We start from the raw sequence: 23058 nt of genomic DNA on the forward strand, positions 1-23058 counted from the left end.
CCGCCTTCTGCGGCCCTTTCGGCCCCTACCAGGCCGTCCATCCTTTGTGGAGTTTGGAGTGTCATGACTCACCCCGTCCGCCGGCGGCGGCGACTGCGCGTACTCGCAGTTGTTCCCGCACTGGCGCTCGCCGCGCTCGGCCTATCGGCCCTGCCCGGATCGAGCACCCTGACCCCGGTCGGCAGCATCGGCGCCGACGAGTACTACCTCAACTACGCCGAGCCCTCGGTCCAGCCGGACGACCGTCCGGAGACCAAGGGCAAGAACGGCGTCTTCGGCGGCAGCGGCTCCTCGGCCGTCGAACTCGACCGCAAGTACGCCGGTGGCAACCCCGTCACCGCCAAGCAGCTGGCCAAGCTCGAAGCGCAGGCCGCCAAGACCGGCAAGAACCCGCGGCAGATCAAGAACGCCAAGGGCACGCAGGTCGCCAAGCTGCTGACGATCCTGATGGAGTTCAACCCGAACGCCAACGACGACTTCTCCAACGTCATGGTGCCGGACAACGTGTTCGACCCGGACGCGTCGACCACCGCCGACGACCGCAAGTGCGTCCTCGGCACGGTCCAGAACGGGCCGCTGCACAACACGATCCAGAACCCGGGAACGTTGGGCCACACCGACAACAACTCGATGTGGGTCCCCGACTTCTCGTCGGAGCACTACAACAAGATGCTCTACACCACGACGGGCATCACCGACCGCGTACGCACCGACCTGACCGGCCCGGACGGCAAGGCCGGCGTCGACCTGGCCGGCAAGACGATGCACAACATGTACCTGGAGATGTCCAAGGGCGCGTACACGGTGAACGGCCAGGCCTCGCCGTGGATCACGATGCCGCACTCCGAGGGCTGGTACGCCGCCTCGCGCTGCACCAAGGACGCCAACGGGAACTGGGTGCTGCCGCGGTCGCAGGCCGGCAACGGCCACCCGACCAACGCCCGGGGCCAGGGCCAGCTCGCGATCGACGCGGTCGCCTCGCTCGCCGCGGCCGACCCGAGCTTCCCCTGGGCCGACTACGACATCGAGGACCAGGCCGACCGCGACGGTGACGGCAACTTCTTCGAGCCGGACGGCGTGATCGACCACCTCGTGCTGGTGCACGCCGGCAAGGACAAGTCCGGCGGCGGTGGCGCGCAGGGCATCTACTCGATCTGGGCGCACTCCTCGTCGGTCGCCGGTGGCGCGACCATCCCGGGCACCGACCTCAAGGTGTCGAACTACATCGTGCAGCCGGAGGACTCCGGTGTCGGCGTCTTCGCCCACGAGTACGGCCACGACCTCGGCCTGCCGGACCTCTACGACACGAGCGGCGCGGCCGACTCGGACGTGGACTTCTGGGACCTGATGTCGTCCGGCTCGCACTCGGGCGCGATCTTCCAGGGCACCCCGACGCACATGGGCATCTGGGACAAGTGGGTGCTCGGCTGGGCCGACCCGCTGGTCATCACGCCCGGCTCGGACGCGCGCGCGGTGCAGCTCGGCCAGACGTCGCGTACGCCGGTCGGCACCAAGGACGGCATCAAGATCGATCTGCCGCAGAAGCGGATCTCGCTGGCGACCCCGCACAGCGGCAGCCAGATGTGGTACTCGAACGCCGACCAGAACTGGGCCGACGTCAAGCTGACCCGGACCGTCCAGGTGCCCGCCGCGGCGGACGCCAAGTTCTGGCTCTACAGCGACTACAGCATCGAGCAGGACTGGGACTACGGCTTCATCGAGCTGTCCACGGACGGTTCGACCTGGTCGGAGCAGAAGGTCTACACCGAGGGCGGGGCACTGGTCACGACCCCGGACAACTACGGCGACCCGAACGGCCGCATGCGTGACTACGGCGGCAAGAAGTACGGCCTGACCGGGCACACCACCGGCTGGCGGCACGACTACGTCGACCTCTCGGCGTACGCCGGGCAGACGGTCCAGGTCCGGCTCCGCTACGCCACCGACGAGGCGTCGCTGGAGAAGGGCTGGTTCGTCGACGACCTGTCGGTGACCGGCGGCGGCGCGACCACGTGGTCGGACGACGCCGAGGCGAACAACGGCTGGGCCCAGACCGGCGGCACCTTCGTGGACACCACGGGCGCGGGCTGGATCCTCGACCCGGGTTCGCAGTGGCGCAACCAGTACTACCTGGCCGAGTGGCGTAACTTCGACGGCTTCGACGAGGGCCTGAAGTACACCTACGACACGACCTACTCGCGCGACGCGTGGAAGGTCGAGAAGGTCGCGTACAACGCGCCCGGCATGCTCCTCTGGTACCGGGACACCACGTACGGCACCGACAACTGGCCGACGGCCAACATCACGGCGCTGCCGAGCGGTGGCTCGAAGGGTGGTCTGCTGGTCGTGGACTCGCACTTCGACCCGCTGCGGCGTACGGGTGTGGGGGCGTCGAAGGACACGACGACGCTGAAGAACCTGCCCAGCCGTCCGCAGTCGTCCAACGCGGCGTTCACGCTCCAGCCGACGTACGCCTTCAAGGAGTGCATCGAGGACGTCAAGGCGCCGTACAGCGAGTACTGCACCGACTTCGGCTCGCTCCCGGCGGTGTCGACGTTCAGCGACAGCCAGGCCTGGTACCCGGGCATCGAGATCCGGGGCAGTTCGCTGTTCTACCGCGACGCCGACGCCTCGGTGGTCATCCCGTCGGTGGACAACCAGCTGTACTCGACCCGCGTCGTCGACGCGAACGGCAACCTGTTGCCGCAGTACTACGGCCTGACCGTCGCCGGGAACACCGTTCTCGGCACCGGCAGGCCGGGTGACGCCGGTGTCTCGTACGGCGTCACGATCACCATCAAGCGCGTGGCGAAGGACAACTCCTACGCCACCATCTACGTGGTGCCCGCGCTGAGCTGACGCTCGACGCGAAAGGCGGGGCCGGTCCTGACGGACCGGCCCCGCTGCGTTGTGCGTACTCGTCAGGAGAAGGGTGAGAACAGCGAACCGGCGCCGCCCTCGCAGGGCGGACCCGCGATCAGCCGGAGGGTCTTGGCGTCGAGGTCCATCATCGTGGTCCAGATGGTCTCCGAGCGATCGAGCGGCGCGTCGCGGTCGTCGAGGTGGCGGCAGACCGAGACCGGGAAGCTGTGGTGGTCGGTCAGCGCGGAGAGCAGCTCCTTCTCGCCGACCTGGGGGTGGGCCTGGAGCAGGCGCCGGACCCGCGCGGACCGGAAGAGCGACGAGCCGCCCCAGTCCTTGATGGTGTCGTAGACCGGCAGCGTGGTCTCGAAGTGGTTGGCGTGGACGAGCAGGCCGTCCTGCGGGTGGAGCCAGCCCGAGTCGCCCGGGACGAGTTCGAGATCGATGATCTCGCCGCCGTCGGGGTGGGCCTGGCCGATGAGCAGGTTGATCGAGGCGCTCCGGGGCGCGCGAACGGCGTTGCGCAACGCCCACGAGAGCGAGTCGGCTTCCAGGACCGAGCGGAGCAGCACGTGGTACGGGACGCCGCCGGGCCGGCCGTCGCGGTCGGAGCCGATGAGGTTGACGCAGACCCCGAGGCCCTTGTTGTTCAGGCCGGACTTCGCGAGCATGCCCGCTTCGGTCAGGGTGGCGACCTCGTGGCCGAGTTCGTCGCGGGTGATCAGCAGCAGCGTGTAGGGGCGCTGCTCGGGGTGCCAGTCCCAGTTCTGGGCGATGCGGGTGTGCCCGTCGTCGCTGCGCTCGCCCAGTACGCCGGCCACCGTGCACTCGCCCATGTCGGCACCGCCGGGCGAGCCGCAGGAGGGGGTGCCGTAGAGGAGTTCGGACCGGGCGTTGATGGCGTAGATGAGGGCCGGTTCGACGCCGGCCCCGACCGCGACGCCCTCCAGCAGTTGAGCGAGCCGCGGGAAGTGCTGCTCGGTGGGGGCGATGTACTTGCGGCCTTCGGCGACGACGGCGGCCCGGTCGAGCCGGACGGACGCCTCGAAGCGGATCAGGTACTCGTCGACGTTGGCGCGGATGAGGTCGGCGGCCTGGGCGCCGTACGCCCGGCCCATGTCGGCGGGGGTGCCGCTGACGTCCACGACGAACGGGGGTGTCATGGCCCGACCCTATCCCGCGCCTTACCTGATGTCCGACCGGTTTCCTGGTGGGAAGGGCCGGAAGCGCGCAGCAGGGCGGATAAGCTCATGATCGTGACGAGCCAGCGGCGACTGCGACGGCGTACCGCCCGGCGTGGTCAGGCCGCGTTCGCCGAGGTCGCCCGGTTCTTGCGGACCGAGCAGATCGGCGGGCTCATCCTGCTCGGCGCCGCCACGATCGCCTTGATCGTCGCCAACTCCCCGGCCGCCGACGCGTACGAGCAGCTCTCGGAGACCGTGGTCGGGCCGGCGAGCCTCCATTTGAACCTCAGCCTGGCGACCTGGGCCAAGGATGGGCTGCTGACGATCTTCTTCATCGTCGCCGGGCTGGAGTTGAAACGCGAGTTGGTCGTCGGCGAGCTGCGCGACGTACGCCGGGCGATGTTGCCGATCTTCGCGGCGCTCGGCGGCATGATCGTGCCGGCCGGGGTCGCGCTGCTGGTCGCGATCGGCGCGCCGGGCGGGACCGACGGCTGGGCCGTGCCGACCGCGACCGACATCGCGTTCGCGCTCGCCGTCCTCGCGATCGCCGGATCGGGACTGCCGTCGTCGCTGCGCGTCTTCCTGCTGTCGCTGGCCATCGTGGACGACTTGGGCGCGATCCTGCTCATCGCGGCGGTCTTCACCGCGACGCTCAACGTGCTGGCGCTGATCGGCGCGGTCGGCGCGATCGCGGGGTACGCGGCCCTGCAGCAGATGCGCTTCCGGGGTTGGTGGCTCTACCTCCCGTTGGGCGTCACCGCGTGGGCGTTGCTGCACGCGTCCGGCGTCCACGCGACCCTGGCCGGGGTCGCCCTCGGGCTCGCCACCCGGGTCAAACGCGATCCCGGCGAACGGGAGGCTCCGGCGACCTGGCTCGAACACACGCTGCAGCCCATCTCGGCCGGGATCTGCGTACCGGTGTTCGCGTTCTTCGCCGCCGGCATCCCGATCAAGGGTGGAACGCTGAGCGGGATCTTCACCGACCGGGTCGCGCTCGGCGTCTTCCTCGGGCTGCTGGTCGGCAAGTTCGTCGGCGTACTGGGCGGCGCGGCGCTGTCCACCCGGCTGCGGCTGGCCGAACTGCCGACCGGGCTGCGCTGGCGCGACCTCGCCGCAGTGGCCGCCCTGACCGGCTGCGGCTTCACGGTCAGCCTCCTGATCGCCGAACTGGCCTTCCCCGCCGGCGACCAGCAGAACCGGATCAAGATGGCGGTCCTGGCCGGGTCGCTGGTGGCGGCCCTGCTCGGCGCGGCCGGCCTGCGCAGACGCATACGGTCCCAAACCGAAGGTTAAGCTTGCCGCCGTGGACAGCGAGCGGCGGCACATCATCGACGAGGCCTGCGTACTCGTCGAAGGCCCCTGGACGCATCGCTTCGTCCACGCCAACGGCTCGCGCTTCCACGTCGTCGAGGCCGGCACCGGCCCGCTCGTCCTGCTGCTGCACGGCTTCCCGGAGTTCTGGTGGGGCTGGCACGCGCAGATGGTCGCGCTCGCCGACGCGGGCTACCGGGCGGTCGCGGTCGACCTGCGCGGCTACGGCGCGACCGACAAACCGCCGCGCGGCTACGACGGGTTCACCCTCGCCGCCGACGTGATGGGCCTGATCCGCGCGCTCGGCGAACGCGACGCCGCCCTGGTCGGCGCAGGCGCGGGCGGCATGATCGCGTGGACCACCGCCGCGTTCCACCCCCGCATGGTGCGGCGGCTCGTCGTGCTCGGCGCCGCGCACCCACTGCGGCTGCGCTCGGCCATCCTCACCGACCTGCGCGGGCAGACCGCGGCTTCCGCGCAGCTGCTGCGCTTCCAGCTGCCCCGCTACGAGCACCAGCTCACCCGGGACGACGCCGCCGCGATCGGCGCACTCCTCGACGCCTGGACCGGCCCGTCGTTCCGCTCCACCAACTCGTACGCCGAAGTCCGCGACCGGTATTGCCAGGCGATGCGCATTCCGCAGGCGATGTTCTGCGCGCTGGAGGCGTACCGGTGGGCGTTCCGCTCGGTCCTGCGCTGGCACGGCTACCGGTTCACCCGGCAGCTCCGGGAACCGATCGTCACACCGACCCTCCAACTGCATGGCGCGTTGGACACGGCGGCCCTCCCATCGACCGCCCAAGGCTCAGGGCGCTACGTGCTGGCCGAGTACGAGTGGCGGCTGCTGGACAGCATCGGCCACTTCCCGCACCTGGAGGCGGCCGAGACGGTGACCGGCGAGATCCTCCGCTGGATCAAGGCCTGACCGGTCAGACGCGTACTTCGCGGAGGTCGTTGACGTCCGCGACCGGGGCCCAGCCCTGGTAGACGCCGTAGTCGAACTCCTCCAGGCCGAGGTCGCGGGCCACCGGAGCCTTCCCGCCCGTGTACTCCACCCGGAACCACTTCTCGTGGCGGCCGAGCACGATGAACGGCTCGCCCCGCCAGGTGCACGCCGTGCGTACGTAGCAGAAGTCGTCGACCTGGGCGATCGGAAGCACCCGGACGTAGCGCCCGGGGCGTACCTCCTCGAAGCCGTCGGCCGGCTCGGGCAGGTAGATCCGCACGTCGTCGCCGTCCGGGCTGGCCTCGTATTCCAGGCCCCGCCACCGGGCGATGTAGCCGTCGCGCACGGTCATTCTTCCTCCCCGACGAGTTCGCCCTCGATGGTGCCCTCGACGGCCGGTCGGCCCTCGCCGCCACCGTGGTCGGGCGCCGGTGCGGGCTTGCGGGGGTACTCCCCTACCCGCAGCCAGCGCGGCCCGTCGGCGTCGAGCACCGCGATGATCTCCTCGACGCCGTCCGCGCCGAGGCGCAGCAACCGGGCGCCGTGGGGCAGCCGCGCGCTGTCCACCTTGAACTCGGCGATGACCGTACTGGACTCGCCCGGGGCGAACCCGTTGCCGCGGAACGGCGACCGCTCGATGACCCAGCCTTCCATCGCCTTCATCGCGGCCTCGGTCTGCCCGCCGTACGGGATCCGATAGAGGCTCGGCCGGTACGCCGACCAGCGCAGGATGAAGATCTCGTCGGCCTCCTCCTCGAACGGCGACCCCTGCCAGGTCAACCCGAGCGCCTGCCGCATCTGGTCCGGCGTCTTGAGCTGGCCGACCTCGTGGGCCCGATGGACGAAGCCGGACACCCGGTCGTAGCCGCGTTCGAGGTAGAAGCCGATCTGGCTGGGCGAGATGGGCTTCTGCATCACCGTCGGCGGAGCGGCCTTCGGCGACACCGCCGGGACCGACGAGCGGATCTCGGAGGTCTCCTCGCTCGACAACCCCATCCGGCCGGCCCAGCTCGCCAGGGTCACCACCTGATCGCCGGGCAGCGTCGCGCCGACAGGCGTACCGGGGTTGACGGCGAACGACCACGTCTCGTCCGGCCAGGCACTGATGAGCTGGATGAACCGCACCCGTACGCACTGTCCAGCCTGGGCGCCGGCGCGCTCCGTCGAGGTGAACACCACGACGTAGGGCTGCCCGTCGATCTGCTGGGTCTGCCAGCCGAAGCCCGGATCGCCCGGCCGGAGCACCCCACGCGCGCTCGCCGCCACCGGGACGAGCACCTGAGCCAGCAGCAGCGTGGAGAGGAAGAGGTCGGTGTTGTCCACCTCGGCGGCGTCGAAGAGCTGCCGTTCGACCTCGTTCGCCGGGACGAAGGCGTCGGCGTGGCGGCCTCCGGCCGGGCGGCCGGCCGACTCCAGTTCCAGCAGCGGCGTGCCGTTGGACTGCCGTTGCTCCGGCTTGGGCGGCGGCGACGTGGGCGGCGGGCTCATCGGCGGGACCGCTGGCGCCGGCGGTTCCGGCGGCGGCGGGTTCATCGGGGCCGGGTTCGTCGAGGCCGGGTTCACGGGCGGGTTCAGCGCCGGGTTCACCGGTGGCGGCGCGTTCACCGCGGGCGGCGTCGTCGGGGCGTACCCCGTCGCGCCGGCCTGCGCGCGGGTGAGCGCCTCCAGGCGTTCCGCTCGCGACCGTGGTGGCGAGCCGTTGCGCCCGCCCTGATCCGCCCCGGGCGGCGTGGGCCGAGCGTCCGGCCGGGCCTCTCGCATCGGACCAGGTGGTGACAGCCGAGGCGGCTCGGGACGGCTGAGTTCGGCCCGAATCTGCTGGGCGAGTTGCGCGATGAACCACGCCGGGAGATATCCCTCGATCGGGAGCCCCGGGTTCACCGCCAGCCACCACTCGTGGTTCGGCCACTGCTCGGCCAGCCGCAGATAGGGCACCGTACGCGCTGAGCCGGCGTTCTGCGCCAGGCAGGCGTACATCGCCTCGTAGGAAGTGAACGCGAGCACGTGCGTACGCCGGTCGGCGGTCCAGGTGCCCCAGCCGCCGGTGCCCTGAGCAGTGCCCTCCGGCGGCACCGGCAGGAGCAGTTCCAGCTGGGAGAGGATGTGAAAATACCGATCCTGATCCCCGGCACGCAGCGCGTCACGCAAGGCGGCTTCGGCCTGCGTGCTTGGCTGCCACTCGGCCAAGGTGTCCTCCCATGGTTCCGGTGCGCTATCACGTAGCTACCCCGCGCCTATACAACCTAACAAGAGGCGACCTCGCTGCGGGATATCCACCGGTGCTCGGAACGGCATCCCTTCTGCCGAGCCGCGGCGGATGCCCGGCTTGCGATAGCATCGGCCCCGGATTTGGGGGAGGCGATCTATGAGGCTGCGCGCTTTCGCGACGGTGTCCCTGCTGGGTGCCGCCTTGGTCGTGGTACCGGCGGCACCCGCCCTGGCCAACTGTGAGGGCGTGAACTCGACCCAGGCACCTGTCGCAGATCCGCCAAAGGATGACAGCGGCAACTGGATGCTCGCGCGGTTCGCCCTGGGGCGGCTGCCGGCCAACCTGGACGGCCGGGGCGTCGTCGTGGCAGTGCTGGACTCCGGTGTGCAGGCGACCCATCCGGCGCTCAAAGGCCGGGTGCTCAGCACCGGGAAGGACTTCCTGGAGGCCGGCAACGCCACCAAGGGCCGGGAAGACTGCCGCGGCCACGGGACGGCGGTGTCGTCGCTGATCGCCGGCAACGCACGGTCGGGTTTCCGCGGAGTCGCTCCGGGCGCGTCCATCCTCCCCATTCGGGTCAACGAGACCGTCGGCGGCAGCGACGACGACGGCCGCAAGACCGACGACGGCAAGATCGCGGCCGCCATCGACTACGCGGTCGCCCAGGGCGCCGACGTCATCAACATCTCGTTCGCATACCTGGACGGCGAGGCGGACCCGGACAAGCACAAGGTCTTCGCCGACGCCGTACAGCGGGCGCTCGACAAGAACGTGGTCGTCGTGGCGGCGGTCGGCAACGACCCGAAGGCGAAGAACAGCTTCCCGGCCAACGTGCCGGGTGTCCTCGGAGTCGGCGCGATCACCAGCAACGGATCGCTCTGGGGCAACTCCACGACCGGCACCTACGTCGATGTGACGGCTCCGGGTGGCGGCATCCTGACGGGCTGGACGCCGGGCATCTACACCGAGGCCCAGGGAACCAGTTTCGCCGCGCCGGTGGTGGCCGGCACGGTGGCCTTGCTCAAGCAGGCCCACCGGAACTGGACCGCCGCGCAGTACGTCAGCCAGATCATGGCGACCGCCGATCCGTCACCGGGTGGCAAGAACTCGAAGACCTACGGCGCCGGAGTGGTCGACCCGGTCCGCGCGGTCAACGAGGTGCCGGCCTTCGGGGCCGCGTTCAAGAACCCGCCCGCGCCGATGCCGGAAGAGGACCCGCAGATCGTGGCGGCGAAGCAGCGGGCCGCCGATCGCAAGGCGATGGCGCTGTGGCTGGCCCTCGGTGGCGTGGCCCTCACCGTCATCGTGCTGCTCAGCTCGTCGATTCTGTTCAACGGCGCTCGGCGGCGGTGGCGTCCGGCCGAGTGAGCTTGCCTGCCGAATGAGCTTGGCTGCCGAATGAGCTTGGCTGCTGCGAGACAGTCCCTGACGACCCGAACGGCCGCGCTGCCTGGCAGCGCGGCCGTTTCGTTCACTGGACACGTTCACCGTGGATAAGGCGATCGTGACGCCGGGGAACTCGGCACACTTCGGGAACTCGGCACACTTCGTGCCGACTGTCCAAGTGGGACATACAACGGGGACAAAAAGCAACGGCGGCAAGGACCGTCGTGGTCCTTGCCGCCGCCTTCGCTGGAAGATCAGCCGGCGAACAGGCCGGTGTTCTTCTTCTCAGTCGAGTGGTAGTGCGAAGCCGACTCCTCGAGCGCTCCCTTGATGTCCTGGAGCATCTGCGAGAGGTCGCGCGAAGCCGCACGCCACTGCGCCTGACGGCGCGAGTACGCCTCCTGGGCGTCACCTTCCCAGGTCGCGACCAGCTTGGCGGCGTCGGACTCGAGCGTGTCGAGCGAGCCGTTGAGCTTGGTCAGCGCGGACTGGATGTCACCGGCCGCCTGCTGCATCGAGGCGAAATTTACGACAAGGCTGTCGTCGGACATTTCCTAACCTCCCCAGGTCAGAGCGACAGGTTGATGCCGCCGCGGTTGACGTTGTTCATCCGGCTCGACGACTCCGAGTCGGTGTTCGCGTAATCCCGACCCGACGTACGAATCGCGTTCGCCGTCTCCAGCAACGCCTGCTGCAGCTTGGCCTGGTCCTGGTTCCACTGCTCCTTGACCTGGTCGAACGACCGGCCACCGGCGCCCTTCCAGCCGGACTTCAGGATCTCCAGATTGCCCATCAGAGTCCGCAGCATGCTCTGGAGCTCACCATTGGTGGTCTCGAACTTGCTGGCAGTCGTCTCCATGAACGCGGTTTGTGCTGCCGTCTGGGACATGTGTCACCCCGCTCCCTGTCTAAAAATACGGGTCCCCACCGTCGACCTCTGTCCGATCGACGCACTGCGCAGAACGGTAGCCGCCCAAAACAAGCGACGCCACCCCCTGTGGATAACTCCATCAACTGAGCTGAGCGGCACGTCAGCCCAGGGTCACGGTCGTCGCGGCGGCCGTCTGACTCAACTCCGCGCCCTGCGGCAACAAGGCCACGAGGTTCACGGGCATCTTGGACGGTTTGGCGGCGCTGAATCCCAATGCTGCCAACGCGGCCGCGTCGCCGATCGGGAACTGCTGCCCCGCGTCGGTCACCAGGCTCACCACGCCGCTGGACGTCTTCGCCACGGTGTAACCCTCGACCAGTACGCCACGGCCGCCCTGCACCGACACGTAATCGGCCAGCGGCGCGCCCGTCTTGGCGCTCTTGCCCGCCGTCCGCATCAGGGCCGCCACCGGCGGGACCGCGACGCCGTACCGGACCGAGGTGAAGCCGGAGTCGTCGGCGGCGGTGGCGCACACCGCGGAGTCGCCCCGGTCGACGGCCTTGATGGGCGTGCTCGGCGGCGCGCCGTCGCCCTGCGGGATCAGGCTCTTGCCGAGGTCGCCTGGAAGCTCCTGAATGGACGGCGGCGACACCCGCGGCTTCAGCAGCGCCGCCTGTACCTGCGTGATCTCCTGGAGGCTGCCCTTGGCGGCCACGAAGTACCGGTCGCCGGCCGGGCCGCGGAAGCGCATGACGTCGCCGACGTTGTAGTCGCGTACGCCGGACTTCTCGTCCATCGTGCCGGACACCGCCGGCGCCTGGATCGGGTCGCCCTGGGCGAATCCGTTGAGGAACGCCCGGTCCACCTCGGGCAGCTGCTTCGGATCCTGGCTGATGCCGAGCGCGCCCAGGACCTCCGTGCTGACGTTCTTGATGAGATAGCGCCGCTGGTGCCAGATCAGCCAGGCGCCGTCGTCCCCCGGTACGCTCACCGCCATCCCGGTCTCGTCGGTCAGCGCCGTCCCGCCGTCGGCCACGCCGAGCAGGTTCCCGACGGCCAGCAGCGACCGCTGCCCGCCCTCGTCCGACGCCCCGTCCGTCACGGGCAGCGTGCACACCGTCCAGGTGCTGTTGATGAGACGGTCCGCCGTCGGCACCGAGTCGGGGGCGTCCGGGATGCCGACCATCGCACCCCGAGGCACCGTCGCGAGCGACTTGGCGCTCACCTCGATGACCGCCCGCTCGTTGCCGCCGGCGTACAGGAGGGCGGAGGCGAGATTCAGGGTGGGGTGCAACACACCGTCCTTGAGGACGTAGTGCGCGCCGGTCCCCTTCTCCTGCAGCACGGCGTTCGTCTTCTGCTTCCACGTTTCGGACGCCCCGCCGGTGAACAGGGCGTACACCCCGAATCCGGCGATCAGCACGATGCCGATCATCAAGCTGGCGAATCCGGCGACCGTCACCCGGCGGAACGGGAACTGGGCCGGGTCGGTCTCCCGCATCACCAACGCCGACACGACGCGCTGAACGGAGAACTGGTAGGAATGCAGCTGATCCTGCCTCGACGGCATCGTCCCTCCCCAAGTGACGCAAGACCCGCCTAGGATAGGCGGCCGGAGGAACTTGCCGCCGACCCACCTCGATGCGTCGGCGGGATCACCCGCTCACCGGTGTGCCGGGGCGGGCGGACCAGGGGGAGGCGAACCGGATGACGGTCGGCGTTGTGCATTCACCAACGTCCCTTCAGCCGACGGTTACCGGGGGCGCGCGACGGCGCAGCAACCCCAACCGTGTCCACAGTGGCCAAATCGTGGCCACCGAGCTGGCGGTGGCGCTGCTGCTCGTCGGCCTGCTCTGGGGGGTGGTGCCCACCATCGGCTTGGCCGTGGTCGCCGCCGCCCTCATCGTGCTGGCCTGGGCGCGGCTGCGGGGCCGCTGGCTGTTCCAGTGGATGCGGATCTGGCTGAGCTACCGGACGCACCGCCGGAGCCTGGCGCCCGGCTCCGACGGCGCCGCCCTGCTCCAGTTCGTCCGGCCCGGCGTCTCCGTCGACAGGATGGAGCTCGACGGCGAGCCGGGCGCGGTGATCGCCCACGAGGAAGGGCTGACCGCGGTCCTGGAGATCGGCGACGACAGCCTGCTGCCGAGCGGGCTGCTCTCGGTGCCCTCGCCGGCCGGCCTCCTGCCGCCGCCCGCGCCGAACACGCCCCGGTTCCGGGTCCAGCTGGTCTACGCCTCCGTCCCCGTCGGCGGGCCGGGCGCCCCGGCTCAGGCGTACCGGCAGCTCACCGAGGGACGGTTGCCCGCCTCGGAGCGCATGCTCATCGCGGTGCACGTGCCGGCCGCTGAAGGCTGGGAGGAGACCGACCTGCGCCGCGCGCTGAGCGGCGTGATCCGGAAGGTCCGCCGCAAGCTGGACACGATCCCGAGCCGGGTGCTCGACGACGACGCGGCGCTGCGGACGGTGTTGGAACTGGCCGCGCACGACGGGGCCAACCCGGTTCGCGAGGCGTGGTCGGGCGTCACCGCGGGCGGTCTGCTGCACGCCTCCTATCGCGTACGCCGCTGGCCCGATCTGCGGACCGAGGCCGCCCGCGACCTCGTGACGCGGCTGATGGCGATCCCGGCCCGAGCGGTGACGGTCAGCCTCACCGCCGGCCCGTGGACGACCGGCGAGGCCGCCGAGATGCGTACCGACCTGGTGGTCCGGCTGACGGCCGCGGACCAGACGAGCCTGACGCAGGCCGACACGGCACTGCATCGCGTCCTCGGCGCGGACCGCGCCGCCGCTCACCGCCTCGACGGCGAGCACCTCGAAGGCTTCTGCGACTCGCTGCCGCTGGGCGGCTCGGCCCCGGCCGACATGCCGACCGAGGTGGAGCACGGCATCTCCCGGCCGGCCGCGCCACTGACGATGATGCGTACGCCCATCGGCTCCGCCGGTCTGATGATCGGCCCGAACCGCCGTCGCGAACCGGTGTCGATCCGGATCTTCCGGCCGCAGGCGACGCGGGCGATGCTCGTGGGCGGCACCCAGTCGGCTCAGCTGCTGACGCTGCGGGCGCTGGCCCTCGGCGCCCGCGTGGTCGTCCAGACGGCCCGTCCGCCGGCTTGGGAGCGGTTCTTCCGCAACCTGGGCGGCCCCAACGACTCCTTGGCCATCGTGGCGCCCGGGCAGCCGCTCGCGGTCCCGCCGGCGACTCAGTTGCGGCCGCTGATGATGGTGGTCGACGTCGGCCCGGTCGGGGCGGACCGGTCCGCCGGTCACCCGTGGCAGACGACGCTGGTGGTCCGGGAGGATCTGTCCCCTGTGGACATCGATGCTCTCGGGCACGCCGACATCGCGCTGCTCCAGCCCACCACGGCTGAGGCCGCCGCGCTGGCGGTCTCCGTCCTCGGTCTCAGCGACAACCAGCGGGAGGCGCTCAGCCGCCCGGTGCCGGGCCTGATCGGTGTGGTGCATCGCCGTTCGGTCCGCTGGGCGTCGCTCGGCACCGCGCCGATGGAGCAACAGCTTCTGGCGTAACGGGATTCGCGGTGAACTCGGGTATCGCCGGTTGTGCGGGCTTATGGCACGATGCGCGGATGGGCATCCTCCTCCGGTTGGCGGTGAACGCGGTCGCGTTATGGATCGCGACGCTCCTCATCAGCGGCATCTACCTCGACACCGACTCCGTGATCGGCCAGATCGGCACGCTGGTCGCGGTCGCCGCGATCTTCGGCGTCGTCAACGCGATCCTGCGGCCGATCATCAAGACCGTCGGCTGCGCGTTCTACGTCTTCACCCTCGGCCTGATCGCGCTCGTGGTCAACGGTCTGCTGTTCCTGCTGACCGGCTGGATCGCCGACCAGCTCGGGCTGCCGTTCAAGGTCGAGGGCGTGCTGTCCGCGATTCTCGGCGCCCTGATCGTCGGGGTCATCAGCTGGGTGATCAACCTCGCGATCCCCGACAAAGACTGACAATCAACGTGTACGCCCACCGTGGTCCCCGGTGACGGAGGCCACGGTGATCATCACGTACGCCCCGCCGGGCATAGGGTTGGCCGGTGAACGAAGTCCGGCGCGGCTATCTCCTGGGCATCGGGGCGTACGTGATGTGGGGGTTCTTCCCCCTCTATTTCAAGCACCTACAGGCGGCCGGGGCGGCGGAGATCCTCGCGCACCGGGTGGTGTGGTCGTTGGCGACCGTGACGATCATCGTCACGGCACTTCGTCGTTGGCGTGCGGTGGCCGGGCTGCGGAGGCAGCCGAAGCGACTGGCCGCGATGGCGCTGGCCGCCGTGCTCATCGCCGTCAACTGGGGCACCTACATCTACGGCGTGAACAGCTCCCGAGTCGTGGAGACCGCGCTGGGGTACTTCATCACCCCGTTGGTGGTCATCATGCTCGGCGTCGCGGTGCTTCATGAGCGCCTGCGCCGGGGTCAGTGGATCGCGGTCGCGGTCGGCGTCGTCTCCGTGGTCGTCCTCGCCGTCGACTACGGGCGGCTGCCCTGGATCGCCTTGACCCTGGCCTGTTCGTTCGGCCTGTACGGGCTGGTCAAGAAGCGGGTCGGGCTGCCTCCGGCGGACGGCCTGCTGGTGGAGTCGGCGGTGCTGGCGCTGCCCGCCATGATCTACCTGATGACGCTGCGCCACAGCTCGTTCGGGTCCGCCGGGGCGACGCACACCTTCCTGCTGGTCTTCTCGGGGATCGCGACCGTGGTGCCGCTCATGATGTTCGCGGGCGCGGCCAACCGGATCCCGCTGTACGGCATCGGCATGCTCCAGTACATCGGGCCGATCATCCAATTCGGACTCGGCGTCTTCTATTTCCACGAGCCGATGCCGACCGCCCGATGGATCGGTTTCGCACTGGTCTGGCTGGCTCTGGGCATCTTCAGCGCGGACGGCTTCGTCCACCTGACCAGGCAGCGTTCAATCGCCGTTCACGTCGTGGAAGACGCTGGATCATCTGCCGCACTTACCGTCCGGCCTCATGAAACGGAAACCACTCCCACTGCTTAGCAGCGGCCACAGTGGCGGCAGCCGCTCGGCCATGACGTGCCTCTATCGCTGCGGCAACGCCTGCGACCATCCGGCGCCGAACGAGTCCGGCAACGAGTACTTCGGGGACATGGCTCGGTCCGAGGTCTCGCGCCGGGGCGTACTGCAGGCGGCGGGGGCCGGAGCGATCGTGCTGGGTCTGGCCGGCGCCGGCGTCGCCGGATCGTCCGAGGCCGCTGAGGCGGCTCCTGGTACGGCCGAGGACGCGGCGAACGGCTGGCGGCCGGGCCGGGGCCCGCAGCCGCTGACCTTCGGGGCCGTCGAGCCGAACACGGCCGACGCGCTGACCGTCGCCGCCGGGTACGCCCAGAGCGTCGTGATCCGCTGGGGCGACGCGGTCGTGCCCGGCGCGCCCGCCTTCGACGCGTACGACCAGTCGCCGGCCGCGCAGGAGAAGCAGTTCGGCTACAACAACGACTTCGTGGCGATCCTGCCGCTGGACCACTCCGACCGCCACGCGCTGCTCGTGTGCAACCACGAGTACACCAACGAGGAGCTGATGTTCCCCGGGTTCACCGGGCTGGCGAACCTCACGGTCGAGCAGCAGAAGACGGCGATCGCCGCGCACGGCATGTCCGTGGTGGAGATCGAGCGCGTACGCGGCACCGGCCAGTGGCGTCCCGTGGCGCACGGCCGGCGTGCGTACAACCGGCGAATCAGCGCCCTGTCGACGAAGTTCCGGCTGACCGGCCCGGTCGCGGGCACGGCTTCGGTGCGTACGGCGGCGGACCCGGCGGGCCGGACCGTCATCGGCACGCTCAACAACTGCTCCGGCGGCGTGACCCCGTGGGGCACGGTGCTGTCCGGCGAGGAGAACTTCAACCAGTACTTCGTCGGCGCCGACGGCGCGCCCCAGGAGGCCAAGGCCAGCCTGGACCGGTACGGCATCAGCACGGCGGCCCGCTACCCGTCCGGGTCCCGGCAGTGGGACAAGGCCGACCCGCGCTTCGACCTCACGGTGACGCCCAACGAGGCCAACCGGTTCGGCTGGATCGTCGAGGTTGACCCGTTCGACCCGGACTCGACCCCGCGCAAGCACACCGCGCTGGGCCGGTTCAAGCACGAGGCGGCGAACATCGTGATCGCCCCGGACGGCCGGGTGGCGGTCTACATGGGTGACGACGAGCGCTTCGACTACCTCTACAAGTTCGTCACGCACAAGCGATACCGGCCGGGCGACAAGCGGCACAACCTGACCCTGCTGGAGTCGGGCGACCTGTACGTCGCGAAGTTCTCCTACACCAGCGCCGCCGAGATCGACGGCTCCGGCAAGCTGCCCGGCGACGGCGCGTTCGACGGCTCGGGTGTCTGGCTGCCGCTGGTCAAGGACAACCGGTCGATGGTCGAGGGGATGACCGTCGAGCAGGTCCTGGTGCACACCCGGCTGGCGGCCGACAAGATCGGCCCGACGAAGATGGACCGCCCCGAGGACGTCGAGGCCAACCCGGTCACCGGCCACATCTACGTCGCGCTGACCAACAACACCCAGCGCGGCACCGCCGGCAAGGCTGCCGCGGACGAGGTGAACCCGCGCAACGCCAACAAGCACGGGCACATCCTGGAGTTGGTCGAGGACCGGGGCAACCACGCCGGGACGTCCTTCACCTGGTCGATCCCGATCGTCTGCGGCGACCCGGCGGACCCGGCGACCTACTTCGCCGGGTACGACAAGACCAAGGTCTCCCGGATCTCCTGCCCCGACAACGTCATGTTCGACCGCTCGGGCAACCTGTGGATCTCCACCGACGGCAACGCGTTCGGCACCAACGACGGCCTCTTCGCGGTGCCGCTGTCGGGCCCGGAGGCCGGACATCTCAAGCAGTTCCTCACCGTTCCCAAGGGCGCGGAAACGTGCGGTCCGGCGTTGACTGGTGACGGTGAGTCACTGTTCGTCGCCGTCCAGCACCCGGGTGAGATCAGTGGCGCGAGTTGGGACAGCCCCGCTTCGGTGTGGCCCGACGGCGACCACGCCAAGCCCGGCATCGCGGTCGTGTGGCACCCGGACGGCCGGTCGATCGGCCGCTAACCGTCCTTTCCCGACATACCACTGTGGCAGTCGGCGCTCATCTCGTCGAGGGCGTCGACTGCCACACGTGTTTCCGCCTATTCTTGAAGACCGGAAGCCGATGTCACCCACTGTGATTGAGGAGCGGCCATGCGTGAGCCCCGGGCGGAGCCACCCAATCTCGTGCAGAGCGTCTCCCGGGCGCTACGAATCCTCGAAGCAGTCGGGCGTGAACCGACCGGCCTGTCGGTCAAGCAGATCGCCAGCCGCTGCGACATGAGCGCCACCAGTGCGTACCACCTGGTCCGGACGCTGCACTACGAGGGGTATCTGACGCGGCTCGCCGACGGGGCGTACACGACGGGCTTGGAAGTCGCCGACCGGTTCCGCGAGCTGGTGCACGCCTTCCGCGGCCCGAGCGCCGTCGGCGACGTGCTCCGGCGGGCCGCCTGGGAGTCGGGATACAGCCACTTCCTGGGCAGTTTCGTCGACAAGCGCATCGTCATCACGGCGGTGGCCGAGGGCCGCAGCTCGCCGTACGTCGAAGACCTGGTGCCCGGCTTCGACGATGGAGCGCACGCGACCGCGTTGGGCAAATCGTTGCTCAACACGCTCAACCCGGTGCAGCGTCGCCGTTACCTGGAGTTGTCCGGACTCCGCAGATTCACCCGGAACACCCTGGTCTCGGTGCAGACGCTGGAAGCCGACCTCGCGCGCGGCGAACGACTCGGCATGCAGGTCGAGATCGCGCAGTACCGCCCCGACTTGGCGTGCGGGTCGGTCCTCATCCGGACGCACCGCGACGAGAACCAGCGATTCGTGATCGCGTGCGCCACGCCGGCCGGCGACCTCCAGAAGAAGGCCACCCTGGTACGCACCCGGCTGCAGCAGACCGCGCTGCACTTACGGGAGGCGCTCGCCCAGACGGGAGCGCCTGCCCCGATGACCTTCTGACCCCAGGATCAGCTGCTGCGGTCCGCCACCACGTCGCACAACCCGGCCAGCGCGGTTCGCGCGGGCAGGTCCGGAAGCGCCATCAAGGCGTCGCGCGCTCTGTCGGCGTACCCGTGGACTGTCTGGCGGGCGCGCTTGAGCGCGGCCGAGTCGCGCAGCAGGCCGAGCGCCTCCGCGTGGAGCGCGTCGTCGGTGAGCGGGCCCAGGGCGAGGATCTCGCGGAGACGCTGAGCGTCGGGCGAGGAGTCGTCGTCCGCGAGCGCGTAGAGGACGGGCAGGGTGGGCACGCCCTCGCGCAGGTCCGTGCCCGGCGTCTTGCCCGACTGGGTGGACTCGCTGGCGATGTCCAGCAGGTCGTCGGAGAGCTGGAAGGCGATCCCGATGGTCTCGCCGTACTCGCTCAGCGCGCGCAGCAGCGGCTCCTCCACCCCGGACACCATCGCGCCGAGCCGGCTCGACGTCGCGATCAACGAGCCCGTCTTCTCCGCCAGTACGCGCAGGTGGTGGCCGATCGGGTCGGCGTCACGCGGGCCGATGGTCTCCGCGATCTGGCCGTGCACGAGCCTGGCGAAGGTCTGGGCCTGCAGCTTGACCGCCTCGGTGCCCAGGTTGGCCGCGAGTTCGGCGGCCTGCGCGAAAAGGTAGTCGCCGACCAGGATGGCCAGCGAGTTGCCCCAGCGGGCGTTCGCGCTCGGCGCGCTGCGCCGCAGCTTCGCCTCGTCCATCACGTCGTCGTGATAGAGCGTCGCCAGGTGCGTCAGCTCCATGACCGCCCCGGCGTCGGCGATCCGATCCGGATCGGGCTTGCCGAAGTATCCGGTCAGGATCACCAGCAGCGGCCGGAACCGCTTGCCCCCGGCGTCGAGCAGATGCCGCGCCGCCTCCGCCACGAACGGGTCGGCGCTGTCCACCGACTCGACGATCCGATCCTCCACCCGCACCAGCGCGGCGGTGACCTCCGACTCCAGTTCGGAGTCGGGGAGACCGAGCCCCGTTCGTCCACCAGCCGTGTTCACCACGTCCCCCACCCTGTCATATCGCCGTCCCCCGTCCAGCATGCCCCCGCCGGTACGCGTCCGCCCCCGGGGCTGATCAACAGATCATCCCAGGGGGCGGGGCGCAGGCGTAACTCAGTGGACGTTTAACGGACGAAGCTCGCCGCCGAGTCGCTCAGCGGACGAAGCTCGCCGCTGAATCGCTCAGCGGACGAAGCTCGCCGCATTTGTCGTCAGTTCGATGAGCGGCTGCGGCACCACGCCCGCCGCGATCGTGATCACGACGCCGATGACGAGCGCGGCCGCGGTGAGGGCGCCCGGGATCGACACCGACGGAGTGGACTCGCCCGGCTCGGAGAGCCACATCATGACCACCACCCGCAGGTACGGGAAGGCCAGGATCATGCTGCTCACCACACCGACGATGATCAACCAGGACTGGTCGCCGCCGCCGGCCGCCGAGAAGACCGCGAACTTCGCGGTGAAACCGCTGGTCAACGGGATACCGGCGAAGGACAGCAGAATCACGGTGAACACCGTGGCGTAGAACGGCGAGCGGCGGCCGAGCCCGGCCCAGCGGGACAGGTGCGTCGCCTCACCGTCGGCGTCGCGGACCAGGGTCACCACGGCGAACGCCGCGATCACCGTGAACCCGTACGCGACCAGGTAGAACATGACGCTCGACAGCCCGTCCTTGCTGCTGCCCATGACGCCGACCAGCAGATACCCGGCGTTGGCGATCGCCGAGTACGCCAGCAGCCGCTTGATGTCGGTCTGGGTGACCGCCAGGATGGCGCCGACGATCATGGTGAGCGCCGCCACCGCCGAGATGATCGGGGCGTACTGCCACTCGACGCGGTCGAAGCCGACGTAGAGCACCCGCAGCAGACCGCCGAAGGCGGCCACCTTGGTGCAGGCCGCCATCAGGGCGGTGATCGGCGTCGGCGCGCCCTGGTAGACGTCCGGCGTCCAGACGTGGAACGGCGCGGCGGCGGCCTTGAAGAGCAGACCGATGGAGAGCAGCGCCAGGCCGGCGTACAGGAGGACGACGGGGTTCTTGCTGTCCTGGGCGGCCGTGTGGATCTGGGCGAAGCCCACCCCACCCGAGAACCCGTAGAGGAGCGCCAGGCCGAACAGGAAGAACGCCGACGCGTACGCCCCGAGCAGGAAGTACTTCAGCGCGGCTTCCTGCGAGATCAGCCGCCGGCGACGGGCCAGCGCGCAGAGCAGGTAGAGCGGCAGCGAGAAGACCTCGAGCGCGATGAACATCGTCAGCAGGTCGTTCGAGGCGACGAAGAGCATCATCCCGGACAGCGAGAACAGCGCCAGCGGGAACGTCTCGGTCGCCCCACTCCCCGTCTTGGCCTGCTGTTGGTCGGCCTCGGAGCCGACGGTGATCGCCGCCTGGGCGACGAACGGGCCGCCCCGCTCCAGCGCGCGCTCACCGATGAGCAGCAGCGCCACCGCGCCCAGCACCACGATCGCGCCCTGGAGGAACAGCGCCGCCTTGTCCACCGCGACCGCGCCGCCGGCGGTGACCGCGTTGTCGGCGGTCACCTTGCCGATCCGGGCGATGATCGCGATGAACGCGCCGACCAGTCCGGCCAGTGCCACGACCAGCTGTACGCCGTACCGGCCCTTCCGGGGCACGAAGGCGTCGACGAGGATCCCGACGCACGCCGCGCCGAACAGGATCAGCATCGGCGCCAGTGCCGCGTAGTTCAGGTGCGGCAGAGTGAGGTTGTCCATTACTTGCCCGCCTCAGTCGTGGAGTGGGTTGGTGCGGGGTCCTGCACGCCCAGGTCCTGCTGCAACGTGACCGACACCGCCGGGTTGATCACGTCGAGGACCGGCTTCGGGTAGAAGCCGAGGACCAGCAGCAGCGCGATCAGCGGCGCGACGACCAGGATCTCCCGCTTGGAGATGTCCTGGCGCAGCCCGCTGACCTCCTTCAGCGTCGGGTTGAGCGTGCCCTGCATCGTCCGCTGGAACATCCACAACACGTACGCCGCCGCGAGGATGATCCCGACGGTGGCGATCACGGCGGCGGTCTTGTTGACCGTGAACGTGCCGATCAGCACCAGGAACTCGGAGACGAAGGGCGCCAGCCCGGGAAGGGCCAACGAGGCCATCCCCGCGAAGAAGAAGACCCCGGCGAGCGCCGGAACCAGCTTGCCCGCGCCGCCGAAGTCGCTGATCGCGGCGCTGCCGCGCCGGGAGACCAGCATGCCGACGACGAGGAAGAGCAGGCCGGTCGCGAGCCCGTGGTTCAGCATGTAGAGCACGGCTCCGGTGGCCGCCTGGGTGGTGAAGGCGAAGATGCCGACCCCGATGAACCCGAAGTGCGCGATCGACGTGTACGCCACCAGCCGCTTCAGGTCGTTCTGGCCGACCGCCAGCAGTGCGGCGTACAGGATGCCGACGACCGACAGCGTGATCGCCAACGGGGCGAAGTACTTCGACGCCTCCGGGAACAGCGTCAGGCAGTACCGCAGGATGCCGAACGTTCCGACCTTGTCCATGACGCCGACGAGCAGCGCGGCCACCCCGGCCGGGGCGGCGCCACCGGCGTCCGGCAGCCAGGTGTGGAACGGGAAGAACGGGGCCTTGATCGCGAAGGCGAGGAAGAACCCGAGGAACATCCAGCGTCCGGCGCCGCGCGAGAACTCGACGCTGGTGAGCGTCTGCCAGTCGAAGGTGTGCCCGCCCAGCACCCACAGGCCGATCACGGCGGCCAGCATGAACAGGCCGCCGACCAGGGAGTATAGGAAGAACTTCACCGCCGCGTACTGCCGCTGCTTCTGCGGCACGTCCGCGCCGTAGGAGCCGATCAGGAAGTACATCGGGACCAGCATGATCTCGAAGAACACGTAGAAGAGCAGGACGTCGGTGGTGGCGAAGACGCCGATCATCGAGCCCTCGAGGAACAGCAGCAGCGCGAAGAACGCCGGTACGGAGCGGCGGCTGTCCTGCTCCGCGTGGTTCCAGCTGGCGATGATCACCAGTGGCACCAGCAGAGCGATCAGGCCGAGCATCACCAGGGCGATGCCGTCCGCGCCGAAGCTGAACCGCGCGCCCCAGGCCGGGATCCAGGTGTAGCTCTCGGTGAGCTGCAACCGGTCGCCGCCGGGCTGGAACTTGAACCAGGCGACAACCGCGACGACGAGGACTGCCACCGACACGACCAGCGCGATCAGCTTCGCCAGGGCGCCACGACTACGCGGCAGACAGGCCACCGCGATCGCACCGGCCAGCGGCGCCGCCGTCATGATCGATAGGTACATCACAACC

18 protein-coding genes are annotated in these 23058 nt (G+C 69.8%); 9 read left to right on the top strand and 9 right to left on the bottom strand.

What is annotated here, in order from left to right; all coding sequences use genetic code 11:
* The first annotated feature begins 63 nt into the window (after positions 1-63).
* The gene (locus AB0M47_RS11955) at positions 64-2859 is read left to right on the top strand and encodes an immune inhibitor A domain-containing protein (protein ID WP_363412003.1); all 2796 of its coding nucleotides are present in this window, start codon (positions 64-66) and stop codon (positions 2857-2859) included.
* A 62-nt stretch (positions 2860-2921) separates the two neighbouring features.
* On the opposite strand, the gene AB0M47_RS11960 is transcribed toward AB0M47_RS11955, so the two are convergent.
* Positions 2922-4025: a C45 family peptidase gene (locus AB0M47_RS11960; protein ID WP_363412005.1), complete on the bottom strand. Its 1104-nt coding sequence runs from the start codon at positions 4023-4025 to the stop codon at positions 2922-2924.
* 93 nt (positions 4026-4118) lie between these two features.
* Between AB0M47_RS11960 and nhaA the strand changes: the two genes are divergently transcribed.
* Positions 4119-5339 (top strand): Na+/H+ antiporter NhaA, encoded by a 1221-nt coding sequence (gene nhaA, locus AB0M47_RS11965; RefSeq protein WP_363412007.1) that lies wholly within the window; start codon positions 4119-4121, stop codon positions 5337-5339.
* A gap of 10 nt (positions 5340-5349) precedes the next feature.
* On the top strand, positions 5350-6282 hold the full coding sequence (locus tag AB0M47_RS11970) for an alpha/beta hydrolase (protein WP_363412008.1): 933 nt from the start codon (positions 5350-5352) through the stop codon (positions 6280-6282).
* A 4-nt stretch (positions 6283-6286) separates the two neighbouring features.
* Here AB0M47_RS11970 and AB0M47_RS11975 read toward each other — a convergent pair whose 3' ends face one another.
* On the bottom strand, positions 6287-6655 hold the full coding sequence (locus AB0M47_RS11975) for a hypothetical protein (protein WP_253759644.1): 369 nt from the start codon (positions 6653-6655) through the stop codon (positions 6287-6289).
* Positions 6652-8490 carry an SseB family protein gene (locus AB0M47_RS11980; RefSeq protein WP_363412010.1) on the bottom strand — a complete coding sequence of 613 codons (1839 nt, stop codon included), beginning with the start codon at positions 8488-8490 and terminating at the stop codon, positions 6652-6654. Before AB0M47_RS11980 ends, AB0M47_RS11975 begins: the two co-directional genes overlap by 4 nt.
* A 178-nt stretch (positions 8491-8668) precedes the next feature.
* Between AB0M47_RS11980 and mycP the strand changes: the two genes are divergently transcribed.
* A complete protein-coding gene (gene mycP / locus AB0M47_RS11985; protein ID WP_363412012.1) occupies positions 8669-9880 on the top strand; it encodes a type VII secretion-associated serine protease mycosin in 1212 nt (403 codons plus the stop codon).
* Between the two features lie 272 nt (positions 9881-10152).
* Here the strand turns inward: mycP and AB0M47_RS11990 are convergent, their stop codons facing one another.
* The 3 genes from AB0M47_RS11990 to eccB all read right to left on the bottom strand — a co-directional run bounded on the left by AB0M47_RS11990 (position 10153) and on the right by eccB (position 12339).
* A complete protein-coding gene (locus AB0M47_RS11990) occupies positions 10153-10449 on the bottom strand; it encodes a WXG100 family type VII secretion target (RefSeq protein WP_363412014.1) in 297 nt (98 codons plus the stop codon).
* A 17-nt stretch (positions 10450-10466) separates the two neighbouring features.
* A complete protein-coding gene (locus AB0M47_RS11995) occupies positions 10467-10787 on the bottom strand; it encodes a WXG100 family type VII secretion target (protein WP_363412016.1) in 321 nt (106 codons plus the stop codon).
* 142 nt (positions 10788-10929) lie between these two features.
* Positions 10930-12339, bottom strand: coding sequence for a type VII secretion protein EccB (gene eccB / locus AB0M47_RS12000; RefSeq protein ID WP_363412018.1), 1410 nt, complete (start codon positions 12337-12339; stop codon positions 10930-10932).
* A 137-nt stretch (positions 12340-12476) separates the two neighbouring features.
* On the opposite strand from eccB, the gene eccE reads away from it, so the two are divergent.
* The 5 genes from eccE (at position 12477) to AB0M47_RS12025 (ending at position 18772) form a co-directional block, all read left to right on the top strand.
* Positions 12477-14294, top strand: coding sequence for a type VII secretion protein EccE (gene eccE / locus AB0M47_RS12005; protein ID WP_363412020.1), 1818 nt, complete (start codon positions 12477-12479; stop codon positions 14292-14294).
* A 59-nt stretch (positions 14295-14353) separates the two neighbouring features.
* On the top strand, positions 14354-14728 hold the full coding sequence (locus AB0M47_RS12010; RefSeq protein ID WP_363412022.1) for a phage holin family protein: 375 nt from the start codon (positions 14354-14356) through the stop codon (positions 14726-14728).
* Between the two features lie 86 nt (positions 14729-14814).
* Complete coding sequence (gene rarD / locus AB0M47_RS12015) at positions 14815-15774, top strand: EamA family transporter RarD (RefSeq protein WP_363412024.1); 960 nt, start codon at positions 14815-14817, stop codon at positions 15772-15774.
* The gene (locus tag AB0M47_RS12020; protein ID WP_363412026.1) at positions 15746-17839 is read left to right on the top strand and encodes a PhoX family phosphatase; all 2094 of its coding nucleotides are present in this window, start codon (positions 15746-15748) and stop codon (positions 17837-17839) included. Before rarD ends, AB0M47_RS12020 begins: the two co-directional genes overlap by 29 nt.
* A gap of 129 nt (positions 17840-17968) precedes the next feature.
* Entirely contained in the window at positions 17969-18772 is an 804-nt protein-coding gene (locus tag AB0M47_RS12025; RefSeq protein WP_363412027.1) for a helix-turn-helix domain-containing protein, read from the top strand.
* An 8-nt stretch (positions 18773-18780) separates the two neighbouring features.
* Here AB0M47_RS12025 and AB0M47_RS12030 read toward each other — a convergent pair whose 3' ends face one another.
* The 3 genes from AB0M47_RS12030 to AB0M47_RS12040 form a co-directional block, all read right to left on the bottom strand.
* Entirely contained in the window at positions 18781-19740 is a 960-nt protein-coding gene (locus AB0M47_RS12030; protein ID WP_363412070.1) for a polyprenyl synthetase family protein, read from the bottom strand.
* Positions 19741-19971: 231 nt separating this feature from the next.
* Positions 19972-21516 (bottom strand): NADH-quinone oxidoreductase subunit NuoN, encoded by a 1545-nt coding sequence (gene nuoN, locus AB0M47_RS12035; RefSeq protein ID WP_363412029.1) that lies wholly within the window; start codon positions 21514-21516, stop codon positions 19972-19974.
* Positions 21516-23051: an NADH-quinone oxidoreductase subunit M gene (locus AB0M47_RS12040; protein WP_363412031.1), complete on the bottom strand. Its 1536-nt coding sequence runs from the start codon at positions 23049-23051 to the stop codon at positions 21516-21518. The genes nuoN and AB0M47_RS12040 overlap by 1 nt, the downstream gene beginning before the upstream one ends.
* Between the last annotated feature and the right edge of the window lie 7 nt (positions 23052-23058).

Source organism: Hamadaea sp. NPDC051192 (assembly GCF_040682475.1).
GTDB classification, from domain to species: domain Bacteria; phylum Actinomycetota; class Actinomycetes; order Mycobacteriales; family Micromonosporaceae; genus Hamadaea; species Hamadaea flava.